The organism is Nocardioides sp. (genome assembly GCF_047607185.1).
GTDB lineage: Bacteria > Actinomycetota > Actinomycetes > Propionibacteriales > Nocardioidaceae > Nocardioides.
This window is the reverse complement of the sequence record NZ_JASGDQ010000034.1, coordinates 17,354-41,664: the sequence shown is the minus strand read 5'-3', so window position 1 is coordinate 41,664 and position 24,311 is coordinate 17,354. Positions and strand designations below refer to the sequence as shown.

26 protein-coding genes and 1 tRNA gene are annotated in these 24,311 nt (G+C 71.2%); 23 read left to right on the top strand and 4 right to left on the bottom strand.

Going from position 1 to position 24,311, the window contains the following annotated elements; genetic code table 11:
- Positions 1-124: 124 nt before the first annotated feature.
- Entirely contained in the window at positions 125-721 is a 597-nt protein-coding gene (locus QM595_RS03300) for a hypothetical protein (protein ID WP_415170097.1), read from the top strand.
- The gene (locus QM595_RS03295; protein ID WP_415170096.1) at positions 721-1,674 is read left to right on the top strand and encodes an LCP family protein; all 954 of its coding nucleotides are present in this window, start codon (positions 721-723) and stop codon (positions 1,672-1,674) included. Before QM595_RS03300 ends, QM595_RS03295 begins: the two co-directional genes overlap by 1 nt.
- A gap of 16 nt (positions 1,675-1,690) precedes the next feature.
- Here the strand turns inward: QM595_RS03295 and QM595_RS03290 are convergent, their stop codons facing one another.
- Together QM595_RS03290 and QM595_RS03285 are read right to left on the bottom strand one after the other, a co-directional pair.
- Positions 1,691-2,329 (bottom strand): hypothetical protein, encoded by a 639-nt coding sequence (locus QM595_RS03290; protein ID WP_415170095.1) that lies wholly within the window; start codon positions 2,327-2,329, stop codon positions 1,691-1,693.
- 83 nt (positions 2,330-2,412) lie between these two features.
- Positions 2,413-2,485, bottom strand: a tRNA-Arg gene (locus tag QM595_RS03285).
- Positions 2,486-2,570: 85 nt separating this feature from the next.
- On the opposite strand from QM595_RS03285, the gene argS reads away from it, so the two are divergent.
- Together argS and lysA are read left to right on the top strand one after the other, a co-directional pair.
- Positions 2,571-4,241 (top strand): arginine--tRNA ligase, encoded by a 1,671-nt coding sequence (argS, locus tag QM595_RS03280; RefSeq protein WP_415170094.1) that lies wholly within the window; start codon positions 2,571-2,573, stop codon positions 4,239-4,241.
- Entirely contained in the window at positions 4,238-5,629 is a 1,392-nt protein-coding gene (gene lysA / locus QM595_RS03275) for a diaminopimelate decarboxylase (protein WP_415170093.1), read from the top strand. Before argS ends, lysA begins: the two co-directional genes overlap by 4 nt.
- A gap of 109 nt (positions 5,630-5,738) precedes the next feature.
- Here lysA and soxR read toward each other — a convergent pair whose 3' ends face one another.
- Complete coding sequence (gene soxR / locus QM595_RS03270) at positions 5,739-6,167, bottom strand: redox-sensitive transcriptional activator SoxR (RefSeq protein ID WP_415170092.1); 429 nt, start codon at positions 6,165-6,167, stop codon at positions 5,739-5,741.
- A 38-nt stretch (positions 6,168-6,205) separates the two neighbouring features.
- Here soxR and QM595_RS03265 point away from each other — a divergent pair, with 38 nt between their 5' ends.
- The 6 genes from QM595_RS03265 to rho all read left to right on the top strand — a co-directional run bounded on the left by QM595_RS03265 (position 6,206) and on the right by rho (position 13,786).
- Positions 6,206-7,147 (top strand): zinc-binding dehydrogenase, encoded by a 942-nt coding sequence (locus QM595_RS03265; protein ID WP_415170091.1) that lies wholly within the window; start codon positions 6,206-6,208, stop codon positions 7,145-7,147.
- Positions 7,144-8,493 carry an MFS transporter gene (locus QM595_RS03260; RefSeq protein WP_415170090.1) on the top strand — a complete coding sequence of 450 codons (1,350 nt, stop codon included), beginning with the start codon at positions 7,144-7,146 and terminating at the stop codon, positions 8,491-8,493. Before QM595_RS03265 ends, QM595_RS03260 begins: the two co-directional genes overlap by 4 nt.
- Before the next feature lie 45 nt (positions 8,494-8,538).
- The gene (locus tag QM595_RS03255; RefSeq protein ID WP_415170089.1) at positions 8,539-9,837 is read left to right on the top strand and encodes a homoserine dehydrogenase; all 1,299 of its coding nucleotides are present in this window, start codon (positions 8,539-8,541) and stop codon (positions 9,835-9,837) included.
- Entirely contained in the window at positions 9,834-10,910 is a 1,077-nt protein-coding gene (gene thrC / locus QM595_RS03250) for a threonine synthase (RefSeq protein WP_415170088.1), read from the top strand. The genes QM595_RS03255 and thrC overlap by 4 nt, the downstream gene beginning before the upstream one ends.
- Positions 10,903-11,823 carry a homoserine kinase gene (gene thrB, locus QM595_RS03245; protein WP_415170087.1) on the top strand — a complete coding sequence of 307 codons (921 nt, stop codon included), beginning with the start codon at positions 10,903-10,905 and terminating at the stop codon, positions 11,821-11,823. Before thrC ends, thrB begins: the two co-directional genes overlap by 8 nt.
- Before the next feature lie 235 nt (positions 11,824-12,058).
- On the top strand, positions 12,059-13,786 hold the full coding sequence (gene rho / locus QM595_RS03240) for a transcription termination factor Rho (RefSeq protein WP_415170086.1): 1,728 nt from the start codon (positions 12,059-12,061) through the stop codon (positions 13,784-13,786).
- 178 nt (positions 13,787-13,964) lie between these two features.
- Here rho and QM595_RS03235 read toward each other — a convergent pair whose 3' ends face one another.
- A complete protein-coding gene (locus QM595_RS03235) occupies positions 13,965-14,678 on the bottom strand; it encodes a FadR/GntR family transcriptional regulator (RefSeq protein ID WP_415170085.1) in 714 nt (237 codons plus the stop codon).
- 133 nt (positions 14,679-14,811) lie between these two features.
- On the opposite strand from QM595_RS03235, the gene QM595_RS03230 reads away from it, so the two are divergent.
- From QM595_RS03230 to QM595_RS03170, 13 genes are all read left to right on the top strand, one after another.
- The gene (locus QM595_RS03230) at positions 14,812-15,330 is read left to right on the top strand and encodes a gluconokinase (RefSeq protein WP_415170084.1); all 519 of its coding nucleotides are present in this window, start codon (positions 14,812-14,814) and stop codon (positions 15,328-15,330) included.
- On the top strand, positions 15,327-16,715 hold the full coding sequence (locus tag QM595_RS03225; RefSeq protein ID WP_415170083.1) for a GntP family permease: 1,389 nt from the start codon (positions 15,327-15,329) through the stop codon (positions 16,713-16,715). The genes QM595_RS03230 and QM595_RS03225 overlap by 4 nt, the downstream gene beginning before the upstream one ends.
- A 93-nt stretch (positions 16,716-16,808) precedes the next feature.
- Entirely contained in the window at positions 16,809-17,018 is a 210-nt protein-coding gene (gene rpmE, locus QM595_RS03220) for a 50S ribosomal protein L31 (RefSeq protein WP_415170082.1), read from the top strand.
- A gap of 181 nt (positions 17,019-17,199) precedes the next feature.
- Positions 17,200-18,273 carry a peptide chain release factor 1 gene (gene prfA, locus QM595_RS03215; protein WP_415170081.1) on the top strand — a complete coding sequence of 358 codons (1,074 nt, stop codon included), beginning with the start codon at positions 17,200-17,202 and terminating at the stop codon, positions 18,271-18,273.
- Positions 18,270-19,151: a peptide chain release factor N(5)-glutamine methyltransferase gene (gene prmC, locus QM595_RS03210; RefSeq protein WP_415170080.1), complete on the top strand. Its 882-nt coding sequence runs from the start codon at positions 18,270-18,272 to the stop codon at positions 19,149-19,151. The genes prfA and prmC overlap by 4 nt, the downstream gene beginning before the upstream one ends.
- Before the next feature lie 5 nt (positions 19,152-19,156).
- A complete protein-coding gene (locus tag QM595_RS03205) occupies positions 19,157-19,825 on the top strand; it encodes an L-threonylcarbamoyladenylate synthase (protein ID WP_415170079.1) in 669 nt (222 codons plus the stop codon).
- A complete protein-coding gene (locus tag QM595_RS03200; protein ID WP_415170078.1) occupies positions 19,822-20,955 on the top strand; it encodes a glycosyltransferase family 4 protein in 1,134 nt (377 codons plus the stop codon). The genes QM595_RS03205 and QM595_RS03200 overlap by 4 nt, the downstream gene beginning before the upstream one ends.
- Positions 20,956-21,087: 132 nt before the next feature.
- A complete protein-coding gene (locus QM595_RS03195; RefSeq protein WP_415170077.1) occupies positions 21,088-21,531 on the top strand; it encodes a hypothetical protein in 444 nt (147 codons plus the stop codon).
- Positions 21,532-21,561: 30 nt separating this feature from the next.
- Positions 21,562-21,834: a hypothetical protein gene (locus QM595_RS03190; RefSeq protein ID WP_415170076.1), complete on the top strand. Its 273-nt coding sequence runs from the start codon at positions 21,562-21,564 to the stop codon at positions 21,832-21,834.
- Positions 21,831-22,616, top strand: coding sequence for a F0F1 ATP synthase subunit A (gene atpB, locus QM595_RS03185; protein WP_415170075.1), 786 nt, complete (start codon positions 21,831-21,833; stop codon positions 22,614-22,616). Before QM595_RS03190 ends, atpB begins: the two co-directional genes overlap by 4 nt.
- 91 nt (positions 22,617-22,707) lie before the next feature.
- Positions 22,708-22,896, top strand: a complete 189-nt coding sequence (atpE, locus tag QM595_RS03180; protein ID WP_367891531.1) for an ATP synthase F0 subunit C — start codon at positions 22,708-22,710, stop codon at positions 22,894-22,896.
- Between the two features lie 30 nt (positions 22,897-22,926).
- A complete protein-coding gene (locus QM595_RS03175; protein WP_415170074.1) occupies positions 22,927-23,466 on the top strand; it encodes a F0F1 ATP synthase subunit B in 540 nt (179 codons plus the stop codon).
- Positions 23,466-24,281 (top strand): F0F1 ATP synthase subunit delta, encoded by an 816-nt coding sequence (locus QM595_RS03170; RefSeq protein WP_415170073.1) that lies wholly within the window; start codon positions 23,466-23,468, stop codon positions 24,279-24,281. Before QM595_RS03175 ends, QM595_RS03170 begins: the two co-directional genes overlap by 1 nt.
- The last annotated feature ends 30 nt before the right edge of the window (positions 24,282-24,311 follow it).

The following is a 24,311-nucleotide window of genomic DNA, read 5'->3' as shown; positions in this document are numbered from 1 at the left end:
GTGTAAGTAACTGGAGCGAACTCCGGTCGCCAAGGCTAGACCCACACGCGCGCAAATGCCCGCGTTGGGGCCCCCTTTCGGGCATGGTGTGGCGGAGGAGACAGAAACGGGGGACCCCACACCCATGAACATCAGGTTCACGACAACCGTGACGGCGGCGCTGACCGGCCTGGCACTGACCGGAGGCCTGCTCGCCGGCTGCAGTGGCAGCGACGGCGGCGGCACGCCGGGAGCCGGCGGCTCGGCCGGCGGCGAGACGCCGGCACCGGTCGTCACCGTGACGACCGTCGGCGCACTGACCGGAGACCTCGACCAGGCCGGCCAGGACCAGGTCAGCGAGGAGGTCGGCACCGTCGTCGACGGCTGGCTCGACGGCGCCTATCTCGGCGACTTCCCACGCACCGACTTCACCGACGCGTTCGCGAGCTTCACCCCGGGCGCAGCCGAGAGGGCGCAGCAGCAGCTCGACCTGATGACCAACGCGAGTCTCACCGCGGAGGCCACCGTCGAGGCCGTCTCACGCTCGGTCTCGCTCGACATCCTGGCGGTCAAGGACAAGGCCGTCGGTGTGACGGCGAGCGTCGACTTGGTCCTCGCGGCCGGCGAGGAGATCAGCGGCACGCTCGACCTCACCCCGACCAACGGCGGCTGGCAGGTGTTCGGGTTCGAGATCACCCGCACCCCCACGACCGGCTCCACCCCCACCGAGGAGGCACAGTGATGGGCTCAGTGATCAGTGCGGCGATCGGCACGCTCCGCCGGCTGCGACGCCGGATCCTGACCACGACAGCCCTGGCCGTCGTACTCGCGGTCACCGCGCTCGCGTTGCCGGACAGCACCACCCAGGAGCCCGACACGGTGCTCGTCGCGACGGCCAAGGCCAAGGCCGTCGACATCGGCAAGGACGTCGTCTGGATCCTCGCCGTCGGCTCGGACGCCCGCCGAGGCGAGCACATCGTGAAGAGCCGCGGCGACGCCATCCAGATGGTCGGCATCAACCCCAAGACCGGCGCCGCCGCCATTCTCGGCGTGCCGCGCGACTCCTGGGTCGAGATCCCCGGATACGGCAGCAACAAGATCAACTCCGCCCTCTACTTCGGTGGCCCGGAGCTGTTCGGCGAGGTGGTCGGCAACCTGGTCGGCATCCAGCCCGACTACGTCTTCATCACCGGCTTCGGCGGGCTGCGCGACCTGGTCCGCAGCATCGGCGGCGTGACGGTCGACAACCCCACCTACTTCAACGACTCGATCCTCAATCCCGAGGGGTACGCCGTCGGCAAGATCCACGTCAACGGCGACGACGCGGTCACCTACGGCCGGGCTCGGCACTCGCTGCTGCGCGGCGACTTCGACCGCTCCGCCAACCAGCAGCGGCTGCTGAAGGGCATCCAGCAGAAGGTGCGCCGCAAGCGCGACCAGGCCGGCTTCCTGGCCAAGGGCGTGCTGGGCGTGATCGACAAGATGTACACCGACCTCTCGCCGGCCAAGCTCTTCAAGCTGGCCCACCTGCTGGCCGCCGTCAATCCGAACAAGGTCACCAATTGTGTGGTGCAGGGCAGCATCGGCACGGTCGGCGAGGCGAGCGTGGTGCTGCCCTTCACCGATATGGCCAGGCAGATGGGCAAGGACGCCAAGGACGACGCGGTGATCTCGGAGTGCCTCTCGCCCTGGTGAGCGGTCACTGCGGGGCTCAGCTGACCGGGTTGTCGACCAGCTGACCGCCTTTGAAGCACTGTGGCTCGATGTCGCGGGGCACTCCGTTGCGCTGCAGCAGCTTGCAGGTGGGCGGCTCCTGGCCGCCGTACACGCTGCTCCACCGGCCGTCCTGGACCGCCCACACCTCGTGGAGGCCGCCGCCGTAGCCTTCGATCTCGCAGTCGCCTGGCTCGCCGTCGTAGCCGAGGTCGACCGAGGCGAAGCCACGATCGCTGATCGCCGCGACGGTCGCGGTCGCGATGCCTCGGCAGGCCGGGTCGTTGCCGAACGCCTTGCTCCACTCCTCCTGGAGCACCTCCCTGGCGTGCTCGAGCAGGCCCGCCGGCGCGCCGGGCAGGCTCTGGTCGGTCACCGGCAGGGAGAGCCGGGCGGGCAGTTGCGGCGCCGGGGCGGCGGAGTCGGTGCCGACCGGTGTGCTGGTGGTCGACTCGATCGGCTGGCCGGTCGGGCTGGTCTCGCCGGTGGCCGACTCGTCCGTCGGCGTGGTCGTCGCCTCGGTCGGCTGCTCCGTGGTCGCCGCCGGGGTCGGCTCCGGCTCCGCCGCCGGGTCGCTCGTCCCGCAGCCGGCCAGGGCGAGGGCGGTCAGGATCACGACGGCGGCCAGTCTGCGCACCCTCGCAGGATAGGTCGCGAGGTGCCGCCGAGGCGGTTGGCCCGGCGGTCGGCGTGTTCTCGAACACGCTCTCAAGGGTGAAGCGCCCCCGGCAGGATTCGAACCTGCGGCACCCGCCACCGGAAGACGGTGCTCTATCCCCTGAGCTACGGAGGCAATCGGCCCATCGCTGGGCCGAGGTAGAACCCTAGCGTGCGTTATCGGTGCGGGAGAAACCGGCGGGCCTCGATAGGCTTGGACGGTGACTCCCGAGCAGCTCTCCGCCGCGATCGTCCATGTGCTGACGACGCTCGTCGACGAGGGCGCGATCGCCCTGCCCGACGGCGTCCCGGGCAGCGTCACGGTGGAGCGACCCCGGCAGCAGGGTCACGGCGACTATGCCACCAATGTGGCGCTGCAGCTGGCTAAGAAGGCAGGCACCAACCCGCGGGCGCTGGCCGACCTGATCGGCGCCCGGCTCTCGTCGTACGACGGCATCTCGGCGGTCGACGTCGCCGGGCCGGGCTTCCTCAACATCACCGTGGCCGTCGGCGCGCAGGGCGAGGTGGCGGCGCAGATCGTCGCCGCCGGGGCGTCGTACGGGCAGGGCGAGGCCCTGGCCGGACAGCGGATCAACGTCGAGTTCATCTCGGCCAACCCGACCGGCCCGCTCCATCTCGGCCACACCCGCTGGGCGGTCCTCGGCGACGCCCTGGGACGGGTGCTGTCGGCGGCCGGCGCGGAGGTGACGCGAGAGTTCTACGTCAACGACCGCGGCGTGCAGATGAACCACTTCGCGGCCTCGATCATCGCCGCCGCGACCGGGCAGCCGACCCCGGAGAACGGCTACGCCGGTGCCTACATCGAGGACCTGGCCAAGGCCGTCGGCGACGCGGTGCCGGGGATCTTCGACCTGCCCGATCCGGAGCGGCTGGCCGCCGTCCGGGCGAAGGGCTACGAGCTGCAGCTCAAGGAGCAGCAGGACCAGCTCGACGGGTTCAACACCCACTTCGACGTGTGGTTCAGCGAGCTCAGCCTGCACGAGGACGGCGCCGTGCCCGAGACACTGCAGCGGCTCAAGGACCTCGGCCACGTCTACGAGCAGGACGGCGCGCTGTGGATGCGCACCACCGACTTCGGCGACGACAAGGACCGGGTGCTCATCAAGTCCGACGGCGAGCTGACCTACTTCGCCTCCGACACCGCCTACTACCTCGACAAGCGCCGGCGCGGCTTCGACCGCTGCATCTACCTGCTCGGCGCCGACCACCACGGCTATGTCGGCCGGCTCAAGGCGATGGCGGCCTGCGTCGGCGACGACCCGGCGCAGACCCTTGACGTGCTGATCGGCCAGCTGGTCAAGATTCTGCGCGACGGCCAGGAGCTGAAGCTCTCCAAGCGGGCCGGCACCATCGTCACGCTGCACGAGCTGGCCGAGGAGATCGGCGTCGACGCGCTGCGCTACTCGCTGGCCCGCTATCCCGCCGACAGCCCGCTCACCCTCGACGTCGCCGAGATCACCAAGGCCTCCAACGACAACCCGGTCTACTACGTGCAGTACGCCCACGCCCGGACCTGCCGGATGATCGAGAACGCCACCGACCTCGGCCTGTCGCTGCCCGGCGAGGACTACGACCCGGCGCTGCTGACCCACGAGCGCGACGGCCAGCTGCTGCGCGCGCTGGCCGAGTTCCCGCGGGTCGTGGCCGCCGCCGCCGAGATGCGCGAGCCGCACCGGGTGGCCCGCTACCTGGAGGAGACCGCGTCGGTCTTCAACAAGTGGTACGACACCAAGGAGTGCCGGATGCTGCCGCAGGGCGACGAGCCGGTCCAGCCCGTCAACCTGGCTCGGCTGATGCTCACCGTCGCCACCCGCAACGTCTTCGCCAACGGCCTCGGCCTGCTCGGCGTCTCCGCCCCGGAGCGGATGTGAGTCACGAGGCGGGCTGGGCGCACGCCCCCGGCGCTCTCAGTGGTCCTGCCTGGCTGCGCACCCCGGACGACGTCAACGCGCTGATGCCGCGGCTGTGGTCGCGCACCGCCGAGAAGGTGGACGGCGAGCTCCATGTCGGTGGGCTGGCGGTCCCGGCGCTGGTGGCCGAGGTCAACACCCCGGCGTACGTCCTGGACGAGGCCGACTTCCGCGCCCGGGCCGCGGCCTTCCGAGACGCCTTCTCGGGCTGCGACGTCTACTACGCCGGCAAGGCGTTCCTGTGCACCGAGGTGGCGCGCTGGGTGGCCGAGGAGGGGCTTCGCCTCGACGTCTGCTCCGACGGCGAGCTGACCGTCGCCGAGCGGGCCGGCGTCGACCCGGCGCGGATCGGCTACCACGGCAACAACAAGACCGCCATGGAGCTGCGCCGCGCCGTCGTCATGGGCGTCGGCCGGATCGTGGTCGACTCCTTCGACGAGATCTCACGAGTGGTCTCGGTCGCGGCCGAGGCGGGCCTGACGGCGCGCGTGATGGTGCGGGTGACGGCCGGGGTCGAGGCGCACACCCACGAGTACATCGCGACGGCCCACGAGGACCAGAAGTTCGGCTTCTCGATCGCCTCGGGCGACGCCTTCGAGGCGGTACGCCGGCTGCTGGCCGCCTCGGGCGTCGAGCTGCTCGGCCTGCACAGTCACATCGGCAGCCAGATCTTCGACACCGCCGGCTTCGAGGTGGCCGCCCGCCGGGTGTTGGCCGTCCACGCCCGTGTGTCCCAGGAGCTCGGCGTGACGATGCCCGAGCTCGACCTCGGCGGCGGCTTCGGCATCGCCTACACCTCCCAGGACGACCCGGCCGACCCGGCGGTGCTCGCCGCCGACCTCGGCGCGATCGTCACCGGGGAGTGCCGGGCGCTCGGCATCGAGGTGCCCCGGCTCTCCATCGAGCCCGGCCGCGCCATCGTCGGCCCGTCGATGTGCACCGTCTACACCGTCGGCACCGTCAAGCAGGTCGCGCTCGACGGCGGCGCCAGCCGGACCTACGTCAGCGTGGACGGCGGCATGAGCGACAACGTCCGGCCCGCGCTCTACGGCGCCGACTACTCCGCGACGCTCGCCGGCCGTCGCTCCGAGGCGCCGCCGGTGCTCTCGCGGGTGGTCGGCAAGCACTGTGAGGCCGGGGACATCGTGGTCAAGGACGAGTTCCTGCCTGGCGACGTGCGACCCGGCGACCTGATCGCGGTGCCGGCCACCGGCGCCTACTGCCGGTCGATGGCCTCCAACTACAACCACGCGCTGCGGCCGCCGGTGGTCGCGGTCCGAGACGGCGAGGCCAGGGTGATCGTCCGTCGCGAGACGTTTGACGACCTGCTCGCCACCGACCTCGGCTAGCCGCGCACAGGACGCACGCTGGCCGCGTTGTCGTCGCTCGACGGCCCGCTCCGCTCAAGGCCGCCTTCGCTCCTCCGCCTTGCCAGCGCGCGCCCTGAGCACGGCCCCTTTACTGCAGCCGGGCCGGGCCGGGTCCCTCCGCGGCGAGCACGTCGGCGGGGTTCGACAGCGCGCACGAGCGCAGCGAGAGACAGCCGCAGCCGATGCAGTCGTCGAGGGTGTCGCGCAGCGCCTCCAGCCGGGCGATGCGGTCCTCGAGCGCGGTGCGCCAGCCGCGGGAGAGCCGCGCCCAGTCCCGCTTGGTCGGCGTCCGGCCCTCGGGGAGGGTCGCCAGCGCCTCGCGGATCTCGGCGAGCGGGATGCCGACCCGCTGCGAGACCCGGATGAACGCGATCCGGCGCAGCACCTCGCGCCGGTAGCGGCGCTGGTTGCCCGTGGTCCGGACGCTCTCGATGAGGCCCTCGCGCTCGTAGAAGTGCAGCGCGGAGACCGCGACGCCGGATCGCGCCGCCACTTCACCGGGTGTGAGCTCGGGCATTTGACCTCAACCATAGTTGAGGTTGTCTGATCGTCGTCATGCGAGCGATCAGACAGCACGAGCTCGGCCCGGCCGACGTCCTGCGACTCGAGGAGATCCCTGCCCCCGAGCCGGCTCCCGGGCAGTTGCGGATCAAGGTGGCGGCGGCCGGCGTCCACGTCGTCGACACCTCGATCCGGGCGGGACGGGTGCCGCCCACCGTGCCGCCGCCGGAGCTCCCGATGACGCCCGGCCGCGAGGTCGCCGGACTCGTCGACGCGGTCGGGGAGGGTGTCGCCGAGGACTGGCTGGGACAGTCGGTCGTCGCCCACCTCGGCTCCCTCAACGGCGGATACGCCGAGCAGGCGCTGGCCGAGGCAGGTCGGGCCTACCGGGTGCCGGCCGGCCTCGACGCCGCCACCGCGGTGGCGGCCATCGGCACCGGCCGGACCGCCGCCGGCGTGCTCCGGCTCGCCGACCTGCGGCAGGAGGACACCGTCGCGGTCACGGCCGCGGCCGGCGGCATCGGGCTGATCGCGCTCCAGGCCGGCCGCAACGCCGGCGCCCGGACGATCGCGCTGGCAGGTGGGCCCGAGAAGACGGCCCTGGCGCTGCGGTTCGGGGCCGACGCGGCGATCGACTACCGCCAGCCCGGCTGGGCGCGGCAGCTGCCGCCGCTGACCGTCGTGCTCGACGCCGTCGGCGGGGAGACCGGGATGACGCTCTATCGAGCCCTGCTCCCGGGCGGCCGGCTGGTCCGCTACGGCTGGGCGCCCGGCGCCGAGAACGTCTACGACGACCCCGAGCGCAGGCTGGTCGAGGTGCTGGGGCCGTTCATGACCGAGCATCTCGTCGAGTTCGAGCGGGATTCGCTCGCCGAGGCTGCGGACGGCAGTCGGGTGCCCTACGTTGGCTCCGTGTTCCCGCTCGACCGAGCCGCCGACGCCCACCGCGCCGTCGAGGCCCGCGCCACCACCGGCAAGGTCGTGCTGGTCCCATGACGCTCACCGGAGCATCCGCCACGACGTCGCCCTGGGCCGGGCGCTACCTGGCGACGACGACCGGCGTCTTCGCACTGGCCTTCCTGTTCGCCTTCGAGGCGCTCGCGGTCGCTACGGTCATGCCCGACGTGGCCCGCGACCTCGACGGGCTGGGCATGTACGCCGTGGCGTTCGCCGCACCGCTGGCCGCCTCGGTCGTCGCGCTCGCCGTCGCCGGGCCGTGGGCGGACCGTCGAGGTCCCGGACCGGCCCTGGCCGGCGGGCTGGTCGTCTTCTGCGTCGGTGTGGTGTTGGCCGGACTGGCCCCGACGATGCCGCTCTTCCTGACCGGCCGCGTCATCCACGGCCTCGGCGCCGGCGTCCTCGGCGTCGCGCTGTACGTCGTCGTGGCACAGGCCTACCCCGAGGAGCTGCGGCCCCGCGTGTTCGCCGTGCTGACCAGCGCCTGGGTGCTGCCCGCGCTGGTCGGCCCCGGCATCGCCGCGCTGGTGGCCCACGCGGTCGGCTGGCGCTGGGTCTTCCTCGGCGTGCCAGTGCTGGCCGTCGGCGCGTGGCTGCTGATCCGGGCGACCCCGATGACCACCCCCACCGGCGAGGGCGAGCCCGTGGCGACGCGCCGCGTCGCGCTGGGCGTCGTCGCGGCGGCCGGGGTGCTGCTGGTCAGCGTCGCCGGTCAACGGGAGGTGCCCGGTTGGCCGGCGCTGATCGCGCTCGGCGTGGCGGCGATCGTCGGCGCCGGCCTCAGGCTGCTGCCGGCGGGGTCGTGGAGCGGTCGACGCGGCCTGCCCAGCGTGCTCGGCACCCGGGGCTTCATCGGTGCCGCCTACTCGATGGCGGAGGTCTACGTGCCGCTGCTGCTCACCCTCCACCGTGGCTTGTCGATCGGGCAGGCCGGCTGGGTGCTCACCACCGGCGCCGTCACCTGGTGCCTCGGCGCGACCGCCGCCGCCCGCTGGCGGCGCCTCGCCGACCAGCCTGGTCGGGTCAGGATCGGCGCGGTGGCGCTCGCGACCGGCATCGCGCTCTTCGCGACGGCGGCGCTCGACGACGTGCCGCTGCTGGTGCCCGTGCTGGGCTGGGCACTGGCCGGGTTCGGCATCGGCATGGCGTTCTCGACGCTGTCGGTGCTGGCGCTCGACGCCGCGCCCGAGGGCGAGGCGGGACGCACCTCCAGCGCGCTGCAGCTCAACGACTACTTGGTCACCGCCGGGCTGTTGGCGCTCGGCAGCGCGGTCTTCGCGGGATTCGTCGGGTCCGCTCCGGTCACCGGCGCCACGATCCTGGTGCTCGCGGCGGCCGGATGCGGCGTACTCGCCCTGGCACCCGCCGCCAGGCTCACCAGCTGAGCAACCGGTGAGCGTCCTCGCCGGGGCGCCGATACCCTTGGGGCCATGCGTCCCCTCAAGGTGGCCGTGCTCGGCGCGGGCTCCGTCGGCTCCCAGGTCATCCGGCTGCTCAGCGAGCAGGCCGGAGATCTTGCCGCCCGCGTGGGCGCCCCGATCGAATTGGCCGGTGTCGCGGTCCGGCGACTCGACGCGCCGCGCGAGGTCGAGGTCCCGGCCGGGCTGCTCACCACCGACGCCCTCGGCCTGGTCGGCCGCGGCGACCTCGACATCGTCGTCGAGGTCATCGGCGGCATCGAGCCGGCCCGCACGCTGATCCTCGGGGCGCTGGAAGCGGGCGCCTCGGTGGTGACCGCCAACAAGGCGCTGCTCGCCGAGGACGGCGCCACCCTCTTCGAGGCCGCCGAGAAGGCCGGTCGCGACCTCTACTACGAGGCCGCCGTCGCCGGCGCGATCCCCATCATCCGGCCGCTGCGGGAGTCGCTGGCCGGCGACAAGGTCACCAAGGTGATGGGCATCGTCAACGGCACCACCAACTACATCCTCGACAAGATGGACACCTACGGCTCCGGCTTCGACGAGGCGCTCGCCGAGGCCCAGGAGCTGGGCTACGCCGAGGCCGATCCGACCGCCGACGTCGAGGGCTTCGACGCTGCCGCCAAGGCGGCGATTCTGGCGTCGCTGGCCTTCCACTCCCGGGTCACCGCCAGCGACGTGCACCGCGAGGGGATCGCCGAGGTCACCGCCGCCGACGTGGCCAGCGCGAAGGCGATGGGCTCGGTCGTGAAGCTGCTCGCCATCGCCGAGCTGCGGGAGGCCGACGGGCAGGAGGCGGTCAGCGCCCGGGTCCACCCGGTGATGATCCCGCGCAGCCACCCGCTGGCCAGCGTGCGGGACGCCTTCAACGCCGTCTTCGTCGAGTCCGAGGCCGCCGGCCAGCTGATGTTCTACGGCCGTGGCGCCGGCGGCTCTCCGACCGCGAGCGCGGTGCTCGGCGACCTGGTCACGGTCGGCCGCAACCGGCTGGCGGGCGGGCTCGGCACCGGCGAGTCGGCGTACGCCGACCGGGCCGTGCTGCCGATGGGTGAGACGGTCACCCGCTACCACCTCAGCCTCGACGTCGACGACCGTGCCGGGGTGCTGGCCTCGGTCGCGGCGGTCTTCTCCGAGCACGGCGTGTCCATCCAGACCGTCCGGCAGGAGGGCCGCGGCGCCGATGCACAGCTCGTCGTGGTCAGTCACGAGGCCACCGACGCGCAGCTCGCCGCCACGGTCGAGGCGCTGCGCGGCATGGAGATCGTTCGCGACGTCACGAGCGTGATGCGCGTTGAAGGAGAATTGACATGACCACCGGCATGACCAGGCAGTGGCGCGGCGTCATCGAGGAGTACCGCGAGCTGCTCGACATCCCGCAGACCACCCCCGCGATCACGCTCGGCGAGGGCGGCACCCCGCTGGTGCGCTCCGAGTGGCTCTCCGGCCTCACCGGCGGCGAGGTCTGGCTCAAGGTCGAGGGCGCCAACCCGACCGGCTCCTTCAAGGACCGGGGCATGACCGCGGCGATCTCGGTGGCCGTCTACGAGGGCGCCGCCGCCTGTGTGTGCGCCTCCACCGGCAACACCTCCGCCTCGATGGCCGCCTACGCCGCCAAGGCCGGCATCACCCCGATCGTGCTCGTGCCCGACGGCAAGATCTCGGCCGGCAAGCTCGCCCAGGCGCTGATCCACGGCGCCCAGGTCATCAAGGTCCGCGGCAACTTCGACGACTGCCTCAAGCTCTCCCGCGGCCTCGCCGAGCACTACCCGGTGGCGCTGGTCAACAGCGTCAACCCGGTCCGGCTGGAGGGGCAGAAGACGGCGTCGTTCGAGATCGTCGACCGGCTCGGCGACGCCCCCGACTTCCACCTCATGCCGATCGGCAACGCCGGCAACATGAGCGCCTACTGGCTCGGCTATCAGCAGTACGCCGCCCGGGGCATGACCACCAAGAGCCCGGTGATGCGGGCGTTCCAGGCCGAGGGGGCCGCGCCGCTGGTGCTCGGTCGCCCGGTCGAGAACCCGGAGACCAGGGCGACGGCGATCAGGATCGGCAACCCCGCCTCCTGGAAGCTCGCCGAGGCGGCCCGCGAGGAGTCCGGTGGCCGGTTCCGGGCGCTCTCCGACCAGGCCATCCTCAGCGCCCAGGCCGAGCTCGCCCGCCGCGACGGCGTCTTCGTCGAGCCGGCCTCCGCGGCCGGGGTCGCCGGTCTGCTCGCCGACCTGGCGGCAGGGGAGTCCTACGCCGACGCCACCACGGTCGTCACCGTGACCGGTCATGGCCTGAAGGACACCGTCACCGCGCTGGAGTTCTTCGGCGAGGCGCCCGAGGTGGTCGTCGACGCCGACATCGACGCGGCGGCCGCCGCCGCGGGCCTTGGCTGAGCTCGTCAGCGGACCGGTCACCGTCACCGTCCCCGCCACCTCCGCCAATCTCGGCCCCGGCTACGACTCCCTGGGCCTCGCCCTCGGTCTGCGCGACACCCTGACCGCCGTCGTCACCGACGGTGGGCTGCGCATCGACGTCGCGGGGGAGGGCGCCGAGACGGTCGCCCGGGACGAGTCGCACCTGGTGGTCCGCAGTATGCAGGCCGCCTTCGACCTGCTCGGCGCGCGGCCCGCCGGCCTCGCGCTGACCTGCGACAACGTGATCCCGCACGCCCGCGGTCTGGGCTCCTCCTCGGCCGCCATCGTCGGCGGGCTGGTGCTCGCCCGCGCGCTGGTCGCCGGCGGCACCCTGCTGCTCGACGACGACGCCGTCTTCGGGCTCGCCGCCGAGATCGAGGGACACCCCGACAACGTCGCCCCGGCGTTCTACGGTGGCCTGACCATCTCCGGTCACGACGCTCTGCCGGAGGGGGCGGGATTCTGGGCGGTGCCGGCCTCGGTCGACCCGCGGGTGAGCGCGGTGGTGTTCATCCCGCCGACCGGCGTCGAGACCAAGGTGGCGCGGGGCCTGCTGCCCGCCGTCGTACCCCACGCCGAGGCGGCCGCCGACGCCGCCCGGGCCGCACTGCTGGTGACCGCACTGGCCGGCCGGCCGGAGCAACTGCACCGGGCCACCCGCGACTACCTCCACCAGGACTACCGCCGCCCGGCGATGCCCGACTCACTCGCTCTCGTCGACTCGCTGCGCGCCGACGGCGTACCGGCCGTGGTCTCCGGTGCCGGCCCGACCGTGCTCGCCTTCGCCGACGGCCTCGGCTCGGCGCTGACCGAGTCGCTGCTGGGCCGCTGTCCGGCGGGCTGGCAGGCCCTCGCCCTCGCCGTCGACGCGGCGGGCGCGAGGGTCGGCTGAGCGTCAGCCGCGCTTGGTGAGGAATCATCTGGCGCGTTGCGGCGTTGATGTCATCGACTGGCACCCTCGGTGCTACAGTCCAGATGCGCCGAGATCATCGGCGCCCAGCTTCCCTCGACCGCGACGATCCGGGCAGATGACCTCTGTCCACGCCGGGAGGGGAGTCCCCGAAACAAAAAGTCAGCCTGCGGCGCGGCGCGCCGGGTGAGGCTGCGATACGTGGGAAGGACCTCACGTGACGGAAACCATCGAACCCACCGCTGGCGCACCCAAGAAGCGCGGCGGAGGGCTCAACTCCATGCTGCTCGCCGACCTGAAGGCCATGGCCGGCGGCATGGGCATTGCCGGTGCCGGCTCGATGAAGAAGGCCCAGCTGGTCGACGCCATCAAGGCGGCCCAGTCGGGCGGTGGCACCAAGAGGGAGACCCCCGCCAAGAACAGGCGCGCGGCGGTCGCGGAGCGAACCGAGGCGAGGGCCGAGGCCCCCGCCGAGCCGGCGACCAAGGGCAAGTCGGGCTCCGGGAGCGAGCCGCGCTCCGAGAGCGAGCCCCGCTCCGAGTCGAGGACCGCGACGCGAGAGCGCAAGACCGAGTCCGGGCGCGACGACAAGGCCGAGAGGGCCGACAAGTCGGAGAGGGCCGACAAGTCGGAGACCGACGGCGAGTCCCGCCAGCAGGGCGACAGCCAGGGCAAGCAGCAGGGCCAGCAGCCCGACGGCGAGGGCGGCAGCCGCCGCAACCGGCGCCGTCGCGGCCGCGAGCGGGAGCGCAACCGTCCCGGCGGCTCGCCGCGAGGCGACGTCGACGTCGAGGTGCGCGAGGACGACGTCCTGGTGCCGGCGGCGGGCATCCTCGACGTGCTCGACAACTACGCCTTCGTCCGCACCAGTGGCTACCTCCCCGGCACCGACGACGTCTATGTCTCGCTGTCGATGGTCCGCAAGCTCGGGCTGCGCCGCGGCGACGCCGTCACCGGCCAGGTGCGCCAGCCGCGCGAGGGCGAGCCGAAGCAGAAGTTCAACCCGATGGTGCGCATCGACTCGGTCAACGGCGCCGACCCGGCGACCGCGGTGGGCCGACTGGACTTCGCCAAGCTGACCCCGCTCTACCCCAACGAGCGGCTCCGGCTGGAGACCGAGCCGACCAACATGATCGGCCGGATCATCGACATCGCCGCGCCGATCGGCAAGGGACAGCGCGGCCTGATCGTCTCGCCCGCCAAGGCCGGCAAGACCATGATCATGCAGTCGATCGCCAACTCGATCACGGCCAACAACCCCGAGTGCCACCTCATGGTCGTCCTCGTCGACGAGCGCCCCGAGGAGGTCACCGACTTCGAGCGGTCGGTCAAGGGCGAGGTCATCTCCAGCACCTTCGACCGCCCTGCCAGCGACCACACGCTGGTCGCCGAGCTCGCCATCGAGCGGGCCAAGCGACTGGTCGAGCTCGGCCACGACGTGGTGGTGCTGCTCGACGGCATCACCCGGCTCGGCCGTGCCTACAACCTGGCCGCGCCGGCGTCGGGCCGGATCCTCTCCGGTGGCGTCGACTCCGCCGCGCTCTACCCCCCGAAGAAGTTCTTCGGAGCCGCCCGCAATATCGAGAACGGCGGCTCGCTCACCATCCTCGCGACCGCGCTCATCGAGTCCGGCTCGAAGATGGACGAGGTGATCTTCGAGGAGTTCAAGGGCACCGGCAATATGGAGATCCGGCTACGCCGCGACTTCGCCGAGAAGCGGCTCTTCCCAGCCATCGACGTGGTCCAGTCCGGCACCCGCCGCGAGGAGCTCCTGATGAGCAAGGAGGAGCTCGCCATCATCTGGAAGCTCCGCCGGCTGCTCTCGGCCCTCGACGGCCAGCAGGCCCTCGAGCTGCTCCTGGAGCGGCTCAAGAAGACCCACAGCAACATCGAGTTCCTGCTGCAGGTCCAGAAGACCACCCCAGGCACCGACGACGGCAAGTAGCCGAGTCGGCACAAGTGCAGGTCCAGAGGGGCGCGAGTCGGCATTAGTGCGGGTCCCAGAGGGGCCGAGTCGGCAGAAGTGCAGGCCTGTCACCAGCACTTCTGCCGACTCGGCGTCTCTCACGCCAGCACTTCTGCCGACTCGGCGTCTCTCACGCCCGCACTTCTGCCGACTCGCGCTAGCGCTTCAGCTCGGCCATCGCGGCAGACGCCTCGTCGATGATCTCTCGCATCGCCTGCTCGGCGGCGGCGGGCTCACGATCGCGTACGGCGCGCGCCACCTCCTGGTGCAGCGCGATCGCCGCCGGGTTGGGCCGGTCGGGCATCAGGCCGTGGTGGGTGCGGCCGTCGAGCACCTCGCACACGACATCGCCGAGCGCGGCAAGCATCTCGTTGCCGCTGGCCCGCAGCAGCGTGCGGTGGAAGGCCTGGTCCGCCAGCAGGTAGGGCTCGAGGTCGCCGGTACGGCCATGCACCGCCATGTCGGAGACGGCCATCGCCATCCGGCGGCACTGCTCCGGCGTCGCTCGATGCGCGGCCAGTGCCGCCGCCACCGGCTCGAAGCCGTGGCGCAGCTCCGAGAGGGAGAGCAACTGCTCGATCCGGTCGCCGCCGTCGAGTCGCCATCGGATCACCCGGGGGTCGAAGACGTTCCAATCCTCCCGAGGACGCACGGTGACGCCCACCCGCCGCCGGGAAGCGAGCAGGCCCATCGACTCCAGCACCCGGACGGCCTCCCGGGCCACGCTGCGCGAGACGTCGTACTGCCGGCAGAGGTCCTCGATGGTGAGCACTCGCCCGGGAGTGAGCCGCCCGGAGACCACGGCGGTCCCGAGCGCGCCGAGCACGGAGTCGTGAAGCTCGCCGGAGACCCGGCCACGACGGGAGGACATGAGGTGATCGTCCCACCTGACCGCGCCGCGCCAAAGAACAGACTATTTGAACGATCTACTTGCAAAGATCATATTTTTACGGTCGGCTATGTGACGATAGCCACTTTGCTGCATGCGGAGGAGATTTGGCCAGATGCCAGCAGCCCCATTCGCCCCGCTCGTCGTCGTCATGGGAGTCTCGGGTTCGGGCAAGTCCTCGGTGGGTGCTGCCCTCAGTCAGCGACTCCGGGTGCCGTTCGCCGATGCCGATGACTTCCACCCACCGGCGAATGTCAAGAAGATGTCGGCCGGCATCCCGCTCGACGACCACGACCGCCATCCCTGGCTCGAGGCGATCGGTGAGTGGCTGGCCGAGCACGACGAGAGGGGCGGCGTGATCAGCTGCTCCGCGCTCAAGCGGGGCTACCGCGACCAACTCCGGCACCACGTCCGCCGAGTGCACTTCTTGCATCTCGACGGCACCTGGGAGGTCATCGCCGCCCGTCAAGCCAGCCGCCCGGGCCACTTCATGCCGGCCTCGCTGCTCGCCTCACAGTTCACCACGCTGGAGCCGCTCGCCCCCGACGAGCACGGCGTGGTCATCGATGTCGACCAGTCCGTTGACGACATCGTCCAGCAGTACGTCGACCAGATGGTCAAGGAGGAGAAGTGAAGTCCATTCCGTTCGTCGTCCCCGCCGCGGGGACCGATCTCGTCGAGCCGGTGGCCGACGGCTGGCAGCTGATCCTGGCCGCGCTGGCCGGCATCGCGGTCATCGTCGTGCTCATCATGTGGCTCAAGGTTCACCCGTTCCTGGCGCTGATCCTCGGCTCCTTCACGGTGGGCCTGGTCGCCTGGGAGAACGTCAACGACGTGCTGACGTCGTTCACCACGACGTTCGGATCGACCATGGCCGGCGTCGGCCTGCTGATCGCACTCGGCGCGATGTTCGCCAAGCTGCTCGCCGACTCCGGCGGTGCCGACCAGATCGTCGACACCATCGTCGGCCACTCCTCGGCGAAGATGCTGCCTTGGGCGATGGCCCTGATCGGTGCGATCATCGGCCTGCCGATGTTCTTCGAGATCGGCCTGGTGCTGTTGATGCCGGTCATCTACCTGGTCGCCCGTCGAGCCCAGGTCTCGCTGATCGTGGTCGGCATCCCGGCGCTGGCCGGCCTCTCGGCGATGCACGGACTGGTGCCGCCGCACCCCGGGCCGCTGCTGGCGATCGACAACCTCGGCGCCGACCTCGGCCTGACCCTCGCGCTCGGCGTACTGGTCGCCATCCCGACCGTCATCCTGGCCGGCCCGGTCTTCGGGCGGATCGCCGGCGGGTGGGTCCAGGTCGAGGCACCGCACACCTTCGACTCCACCGACGATGCCAAGAACCGTCCCAGCTTCGGGATCACGATTCTCAGCGTGCTGCTGCCGGTCGTCCTGATGGTCGGCAAGGCTCTGGTCGACATCTTCATCGACGACGAGAACGACGGCCTCCGCAAGGTCTGGGACATCCTCGGCAACCCGCCGGTCGCGCTGCTGATCGCCGTGGTGGTCGGCATCTTCACCCTGGGCGGTGGCGCCCGATTCTCCAAGGAGCAGATCCAGAAGTCGCTCGAGAGCTCGCTCCCGCCGATCGCGGGCATCATGCTGATCGTCGGCGCCGGTGGCGGCTTCAAGCAGGTGCTCATCGACACCGGCATCGGCACGGTGCTGGCCGACTGGGCCACCGATCGCAATATCTCGGCCGTGCTGATGGCCTGGGTGCTGGCGGTGCTGATCCGACTCGCCACCGGCTCGGCCACGATCGCCACCATCACCGCCTCCGGGCTGATGTCGAGCCTGATGGGCGGCCTGTCCAGCGCGGAGGTCTCGCTGGTCGTGCTCGCCGTGGGGGCCGGCTCGGTCTTCTTCTCCCACGTCAACGACGCCGGCTTCTGGCTGGTGAAGGAGTACTTCAAGCTGGACGTGCCACAGACTCTCAAGACCTGGTCGCTGATGGAGACGATACTCTCGGTCTCTGGCCTGGTCTTCGTACTGCTGCTCGGATTGGTCGTCTGACCAGCGGATCTCTAGACTTGGTCCGTTCCGGCACCGGTTCACCTCCACGCGCCCATCGCGGGGCAGGACCCGGGCCACGACCAAAGGAATCCCATGAAGGCTGACATCCACCCGGATTATGTCGAGACCCAGGTGACCTGCACCTGCGGCAACTCGTTCACCACCCGCAGCACCAAGACCGACGGTGTCATCCGCGCCGACGTCTGCAGCGCGTGCCACCCGTTCTACACCGGCAAGCAGAAGATCCTCGACACCGGCGGCCGCGTGGCTCGCTTCGAGGCTCGCTACGGCAAGAAGTCCTAGCTGCTTCCGAGCGCCGGCCCACCCGCACCCGCGGGAGGGCCGGCGCTCGTCATTTGCCGAGTCGGCAGAAGTGCTGGCCAGATAGGGCGCGAGTCGGCAGAAGTGCCGGAGGTTCGCCAGCACTAGTGCCGACTCGGCGGTTGTAGGACCAGCACTAGTGCCGACTCGCGGAAAGGGAGCGATGTTCGAGGCAGTCGAGGGGCTCGTCGAGGAGCACGGCGAGATCGAGAAGCGGCTGGGGGACCCGGAGGTCCACGCCGACGCGCGGCTCGCCAAGCGGCTCAACACCCGCTATGCCGAGCTGAGCGCCATCATCGGCGCCTGGCGCGAGTGGCACCATCTCGGCGACGATGTCGAGGCCGCCAAGGAGCTGGCCGGCGACGACCCGGCCTTCGCCGAGGAGGCGACGACCCTGGAGGAGCGCCGGGCCGAGACCGAGGAGCGGCTGCGCCGGCTGCTGGTGCCCCGCGACCCCACCGACGACAAGGACGCCATCCTCGAGGTGAAGTCGGGGGAGGGCGGCGAGGAGTCGGCGCTCTTCGCCGGCGACCTGCTGCGGATGTACACCCGCTTCGCCGAGCGGATGGGCTGGAAGGTCGAGATCCTCGACGCGACCGAGTCCGACCTGGGCGGTTACAAGTCGGTCACCGCCGCCATCAAGGCCAAAGGCACCCCCGAGCCCGGGCGGGCGCCGTACGCCCTGCTGAAGTTCGAGGGCGGCGTGCACCGGGTGCAGCGCGTCCCGGTGACGGAGTCGCAGGGACGGGTCCACACCAGTGCCGCCGGCGTGCTCGTCGTGCCCGAGGCCGAGCCGATCGACGTGGAGATCAACGAGAGCGACCTGCGCATCGACGTCTTCCGCTCCTCTGGCCCCGGCGGCCAGAGCGTCAACACCACCGACTCCGCGGTCCGCATCACCCACCTCCCGACCGGCATCGTGGTGTCGATGCAGAACGAGAAGTCGCAGCTTCAGAACAAGGAGCAGGCGCTGCGCGTGCTGCGCTCGCGGCTGCTACAGGCCGCTCAGGACGCCGCCGACGCCGAGGCCTCCGACGCCCGCCGCAGCCAGGTGCGCACCGTGGACCGCTCCGAGCGGATCCGCACCTACAACTACCCGGAGAACCGCATCTCCGACCACCGCACCGGCTACAAGTCCTACAACCTCGACCAGGTGCTCGACGGCGACCTCGGCCCGGTCATCTCCTCGGCCGTGGACGCCGACCTCGCCGCCCGGCTGGCGGCGCTGGAGCAGTGAACCGCCGCGCCCTCCTGGCCGAGGCGACGCAGCAGCTGCGCGAGGCCGGCGTCCCCAGCCCGGAGTACGACGCCCAGGAACTGCTCGGCCACGTCCTCGGCGTGTCCCGGGCGGCTCTCGTCACCCTCGACACGGTGGCCGAGCCGCAAGGGCTGGAGTTCCGCGAGCTGATCGGCCGGCGAGCCGCCCGCGAGCCGCTGCAGCACCTGACGGGACTCGCCCATTTCCGCCACGTCGAGCTCGCGGTCGGACCGGGCGTCTTCGTGCCGCGTCCGGAGACCGAGCTGCTGGCCGGCTGGGCGATCGACTCGGCCCGGACGTCATCCGAGTCGGTCGCCCGAGCCACCGAGTCGGATGACGTCACGAGCAGGGTCCGGGTCGTCGACCTCTGCACCGGCTCCGGGGCGATCGCCAAGGCGGTGGCCGACGAGGTGCCCGGTGCCGAGGTCCACGCCGTCGAGCTCGACCAGGCGGCGTACGCCTGGGCGACCCGCAATCTGGCCGGCACCGGCGTCGACCTGCGCCAGGGCGACATGGCGGAGGCGTTCGCCGACCTGGACGGCACCGTCGACGTGGTGGTCTGCAACCCGCCGTATATCCCGCTCGAGGCGTGGGAGTCGGTGGCGATCGAGGCCCGCGACCACGACCCCGACCTGGCGCTCTTCTCCGGCCAGGACGGCCTCGACGCGATGCGGGTGCTGGAACGGACCGCGGCCCGGCTGCTGCGTCCCGGTGGCGTCGTCGGCGCCGAGCACGCCGACGAGCAGGGCGAGGCGGCGCCAGCGGTCTTCAGCGCGACCGGCCGGTGGGCCGACATCCGCGACCACCGCGACCTGGCGGGGCGACCGCGCTTCACGACCGCGAGGCTGGCACGATGAGCGGCATGGCACAGCGTCTGCCGGTGGGCACCGAGGAGGAGCGCGAGACGGCGATCGACCGGGCCGGCGCCGTACTGGCCAGGGGCGGCCTGGCGGTCATCCCCACCGACACCGTCTACGGCATCGCCGCCGACGCCTTCGCCCCCGAGGCCGTCGCCGCGCTGCTGGCTGCCAAGGGCCGGGGCCGGGAGATGCCGCCGCCGGTGCTGGTCGCCCACCCCGAGACCCTCGACGCGCTGGCGGTGCGGGTGCCGGAGTGGGCCCGTGCCCTGGCCGAGGAGTTCTGGCCCGGCCCGCTGACCCTGGTCTGCCACCAGCAGGCCAGCCTGCAGTGGGACCTGGGGGAGACCCGGGGTACGGTCGCGGTCCGGGTTCCCGACGACGGCATCGCACTCGCGCTGCTCGAGCGCACCGGCCCGCTGGCGGTCAGCTCGGCTAACAAGACCGGGCTGCCGGCAGCGCTCGACGCCGATGCCGCCCAGGAGATGCTGGACGCCGACGTTGCGGTCATCGTCGACGCCGGGCCCGTCGACGGCGGCGAGCCGTCGACCATCATCGACGCCACCCACCACCGGCCCCGGCTGCTTCGCCTCGGCGCGCTCGGGCTCGACCGCGTCAACGGGGTGCTGTCGGCCTTCGACGTCAGGATCGAGTCCGAGGGACCCGAGGCGTGAGGGCCTACTTCCTGATCTTCCTCGTCGCCGCGGCGACGACCTACCTGCTCACCGTGGTGGCTCGCGAGATCGCGCTGCGCACCGGGGCGGTGGCGCGGGTCCGCGACCGCGATGTCCACGACACCCCCATCCCCTACATGGGCGGGGTCGCGATGCTGGGCGGCCTCGGCGCCGCCTATCTGGTCGCTCGGCAGATCCCGTTCCTCTCGGGAGGTCGCGGCGAGCTCGTCCTGCGCGACGCCGGCGTCATCCTGGCCGCCGGCGCCTTCATCTGCCTGGTCGGCGTCTTCGACGACATCTTCGAGCTCGACGCCCTCACCAAGCTGGGCGGCCAGGTGCTCGCGACCGCCATGCTCATCGCGTTCCAGATCTCCTACTTCTTCATCCCGACCGGAGGGGACAACAAGGTCTTCGCGCTCGACTCCGCTCAGGGGGCGCTGCTCACCGGCGTCATGGTGGTGGCCACCGTCAACGCGGTGAACTTCATCGACGGCCTCGACGGCCTCGCCGCCGGCGTGGTCGGCATCGGCGCCAGCGCCTTCTTCGTCTTCTGCTACGGCATCACCCGGATCAACGAGGTCGAGCGGGCGAGTACGGCGGCGCTGCTCTCGGCAGCGCTGGCCGGTGCCTGCGCCGGGTTCCTGGTCCACAACTGGCACCCGGCCCGGCTGTTCATGGGCGACTCCGGCTCGATGCTGATCGGACTGGTGCTCTCGGCCAGCGCGGTGAGCCTGTCCGGCCAGTACACCTCGCCTCAGCTCACCCAGGGCGTCAGCGGCTCCTCGGCCAGCCTGCTGCCGACCTTCCTGCCGCTGGTGCTGCCGCTGGCGATCCTGGTCGTGCCGCTGGTCGACCTGGTGCTCGCGGTGTTCCGGCGCTCCTGGGCGGGCAGATCGCCGTTCGCCCCGGACAAGCAGCACCTCCATCACCGGCTGCTCGAGATCGGCCACTCGCAGCGGCGGGCGGTGCTGATCATGTGGCTGTGGGCGGCGCTGATCGCCTTCGGGTCGGTCTTCGCCAGCCTCTACTCCGGGCCGTGGATGTGGTGGACGGTCGCCGCCATGCTGCTGCTGACCCTCGCGCTGACCTTCGTGCTGCCGAAGCTGCACAAGCCCGTCGAGCAGCCCTGAGAGCGCGCCGCGCCGGTGGTGATGGATCGTTCAACTTCGCCGTCACACGCTGCTTGTGATAACTTTCACGAGCGAGACCCGGCTAGGGTGTCCTGAGCAGCCCCATCCCCCTCCTCCACAGAACGGCCGCCGATGATGACGACCGAGTCGACGCAGGTCAGCACCTACAGCGGTGCCGGTGTGCTCCTCGGTGCGGCCGGATGCGGGCTTCTCGCGACGCTGCTCACGACCGCCGCCGCGCTGGCCGTCGCTGGACCCGAGGCGGCGCTGACCACGCTCGCCGCCGGCGGGGTCGCGGTCGTGGTGATCGCCGCCGGCGCGGTCACGCTCGACGTCGTGGCCGCGGTGATGCCGGCGATGTCGCTGCTGGTCGCCCTGCTGACCTACGTCCTGCAGCTCATCGCGCTGACGATCTTCTTCGCGACGCTCTCCGGCCACATCGCCGCCGACGCCCGCGGTTGGGCCGCGGTCGTCGTTGTGGTGGCGACCCTGGCGACCACCCTGAGCCATCTCAAGCTGGCCGGCCGGGCCCGCATCCCGGTCTACGACCTGACGACGAGGGCGGGTGCCCGGTGAGCGCCGCCGACTGCTATTGTCCGGGGCGCGATGGCATCCTCCGACTCTCCCAACGGGGACCCGTGGCGTTCGTTCGGCTACATCGTGGCTGGGGTGCTCGTCTACGGGGCGGTCGGATGGGGCCTCGATCACTGGCTGGGGACCCGGTTCCTGGTGGCGGTCGGGATCATCGCGGGAGCGGCCCTGGGCATCTACCTGACCTGGGCGCGCTACCGGCCCGAGCCGAGCGATCTCCCTAGCACCACCAGAAACCAAGACACCGAGCCACCGAACTCGAACACGAAAGCGCAGGAAGAAGAGTGAGTGTGATCCTCCCCAAGGAGTACCACGCGCCGGGTCCGGCCAACTTCGACCTCCCCGGCTTCTTCTCCATCGGCGACGTCGACGTCACCAAGCCGATGCTCCAGCTGGTGCTGGCCGCGGTCATCGTCTTCGTCTTCTTCTACGCCGCGGCGCGCCGACGCTCGCTGGTCCCGGGGAAGCTCCAGTTCGCCGGTGAGACGGCCTACGGAATGGTCCGCAACTCGATCGCGCGCGACATCATCGGCGGCCACGACTTCGCGAAGTTCGTTCCCTACCTGGTCACGGTCTTCTTCTTCCTGCTGGTCAACAACGTCTTCGCGGCGATCCCGGTCATCCAGTTCCCGACCTTCTCCCGGGCCTCGATGGCCTACGCGCTGGCGGCACTGTCCTGGGTCATCTACAACGCGGTGGGCATCAGCAAGCACGGCTTCGTTCGCTACCTCAAGCTGCAGTGCGTGCCCGCCGGGGTGTCCCCGATCATGTACCCGCTGCTGGTCCCGCTGGAGTTTTTCTCCAACCTCGTCGTACGGCCGGTCACGCTGGCGCTGCGTCTGTTCTGCAACATGTTCGCCGGCCACCTGCTGCTGATGCTGTTCGCGACCGGCGGCCTCTACCTGATCGACGAGTACGGCGGCGCGCTCGGCGTGGTCTCCGGCCTCCTGGCCTGGGTGCTCGCCATCGCGATCAGCTTCCTGGAGATGTTGGTGCAGTTCCTTCAGGCCTACGTCTTCACCCTGCTCAACGCCATGTACATCCAGGGCGCGCTCGCCGACGAGCACTGACCGCGCGACACCACAGACCAAACACACCAACCGAAGTAACAACACCGAAAGGAAGATTGCCGTGGACGGCACTCTGAACGGCTCGCTCAACATGATCGGCTACGGCCTCGCCGCGATCGGCCCGGGCATCGGCATCGGCCTGATCTTCGCCGCCTACATCGCCGGCGTCGCGCGTCAGCCCGAGGCGCAGAGCCGCCTGCAGTCGATCGCCATCCTTGGCTTCGCGCTGGCCGAGGCGCTCGCCATCATCGGCATCGCTCTCGCCTTCGTCCTGTCCTGACCGTAGTTCCCGAGTAGCGAAGGATCACGCATGGACTGGACTCTTCTCGCGGCTAGTGAGGGCGAGGAGGAGCACGGCCCGCTCGGCTTGGTGCCGGTCGAGTTCGTACTCTCCTTGATCGTCTTCGGCATCTTGTTCTTCCTGATCTGGAAGATCGTCGTGCCGATGTTCGAGAAGACCTACGCCGAGCGGACCCAGGCGATCGAGGGCGGACTCGAGGCTGCGGAGACCAAGCAGGCCGAGGCCGACGCCAAGCTGGCCGAGCTCGAGCAGCAGCTCGCCGACGCCCGCCACGAGGCCGCGCGCATCCGCGAGGAGGCCCGCGAGCAGGGTGCCCAGATCGTCGCTGAGATGCGCGAGCAGGCCCAGGCGGAGGCCAGCCGCATCGTCGAGCACGGCAAGGCCCAGATCGAGGCCGAGCGCCAGCAGGCGGTCACCTCGCTGCGTGCCGAGGTCGGCGGCCTGGCCGCCAACCTGGCCGGTCGCATCGTGGGCGAGAGCCTGGACGACGACGCCCGGCAGAGCCGGGTCGTCGAGCGCTTCCTGGCCGAGCTGGAGGCGTCGAGCTGATGGCCACTCTCGTTGGGCAGAGCCGTGGTGCCTCGGCCGAGGCGGTGGCCACCCTCACCGACCAGCTGACCGGCAGCGCCGGCGAGCTGGCCTCGGTGGCGGACGGCCTCTTCGCGGCGTCCCGGACGCTCCGGTCGGAGGCGGCGCTGCGCCGGTTCGCGACCGACGTCTCGGTGCCCGCGGAGGCCAAGCAGGGCCTGGTGCGCGAGCTCTTCGACGGCAAGATCGCCGCCGGCGCGCTCACTCTGCTCGCCAACGCGGCCGGGCTGCGCTGGACCGCCAGCCACGACCTGGCCGACGCCCTGGAGCGCCTCAGCGAGATCGCCGCGGTCCGCTCCGCCGGTGACGACGCTGAGCGGCTGGTCGACGAGCTGTTCTCCGTCGAGCGGCTGGTCCAGCAGAACCCGGAGCTGCGCGACGCGCTCTCCGACCCGCTGCGCTCGGTCGACGACAAGTTGACGCTGGTCGACTCGCTGCTGGCGGGCAAGGCGCTGCCGGCCACCGTGACGCTGGTCAAGCAGGCGCTCGCCGGGACCTACCGCACGGTGTCGGTCGCCCTGGCCGAATACCAGCAGGTGGCCGCCGCCGTGCGCAACGAGGGCGTCGCGACCGTCCGGGTCGCCAAGCCGCTCACCGACGCCCAGCTGGAGCGGCTCGAGGCCGCGCTGGCTCGCGGCTACGGCCGCCCCGTCCACCTCAACCTCGTGGTCGACCCCGAGGTGCTGGGTGGCATCAAGGTCGAGATCGGCGACGATGTCATCGACGGCACCGTTGCCAGCCGTCTCGACGACGCCCGCCGCGCCCTGGCCGGATGACGACACCCCCACGACGTACGACGAAGATCG

Coding starts and splice junctions, on each gene's coding strand:
- atpE (WP_367891531.1), top strand. CDS start 22,708: ATGATCGGCTACGGCCTCGCCGCGATCGGCCCGGGCATCGGCATCGGC.
- QM595_RS03255 (WP_415170089.1), top strand. CDS start 8,539: ATGCGTCCCCTCAAGGTGGCCGTGCTCGGCGCGGGCTCCGTCGGCTCC.
- prfA (WP_415170081.1), top strand. CDS start 17,200: ATGTTCGAGGCAGTCGAGGGGCTCGTCGAGGAGCACGGCGAGATCGAG.
- thrC (WP_415170088.1), top strand. CDS start 9,834: ATGACCACCGGCATGACCAGGCAGTGGCGCGGCGTCATCGAGGAGTAC.
- rpmE (WP_415170082.1), top strand. CDS start 16,809: ATGAAGGCTGACATCCACCCGGATTATGTCGAGACCCAGGTGACCTGC.
- QM595_RS03300 (WP_415170097.1), top strand. CDS start 125: ATGAACATCAGGTTCACGACAACCGTGACGGCGGCGCTGACCGGCCTG.
- QM595_RS03175 (WP_415170074.1), top strand. CDS start 22,927: ATGGACTGGACTCTTCTCGCGGCTAGTGAGGGCGAGGAGGAGCACGGC.
- soxR (WP_415170092.1), bottom strand. CDS start 6,167: ATGCCCGAGCTCACACCCGGTGAAGTGGCGGCGCGATCCGGCGTCGCG.
- QM595_RS03205 (WP_415170079.1), top strand. CDS start 19,157: ATGGCACAGCGTCTGCCGGTGGGCACCGAGGAGGAGCGCGAGACGGCG.
- QM595_RS03190 (WP_415170076.1), top strand. CDS start 21,562: ATGGCATCCTCCGACTCTCCCAACGGGGACCCGTGGCGTTCGTTCGGC.
- QM595_RS03235 (WP_415170085.1), bottom strand. CDS start 14,678: ATGTCCTCCCGTCGTGGCCGGGTCTCCGGCGAGCTTCACGACTCCGTG.
- QM595_RS03230 (WP_415170084.1), top strand. CDS start 14,812: ATGCCAGCAGCCCCATTCGCCCCGCTCGTCGTCGTCATGGGAGTCTCG.
- QM595_RS03260 (WP_415170090.1), top strand. CDS start 7,144: ATGACGCTCACCGGAGCATCCGCCACGACGTCGCCCTGGGCCGGGCGC.
- QM595_RS03170 (WP_415170073.1), top strand. CDS start 23,466: ATGGCCACTCTCGTTGGGCAGAGCCGTGGTGCCTCGGCCGAGGCGGTG.
- QM595_RS03265 (WP_415170091.1), top strand. CDS start 6,206: ATGCGAGCGATCAGACAGCACGAGCTCGGCCCGGCCGACGTCCTGCGA.
- QM595_RS03295 (WP_415170096.1), top strand. CDS start 721: ATGGGCTCAGTGATCAGTGCGGCGATCGGCACGCTCCGCCGGCTGCGA.
- QM595_RS03195 (WP_415170077.1), top strand. CDS start 21,088: ATGATGACGACCGAGTCGACGCAGGTCAGCACCTACAGCGGTGCCGGT.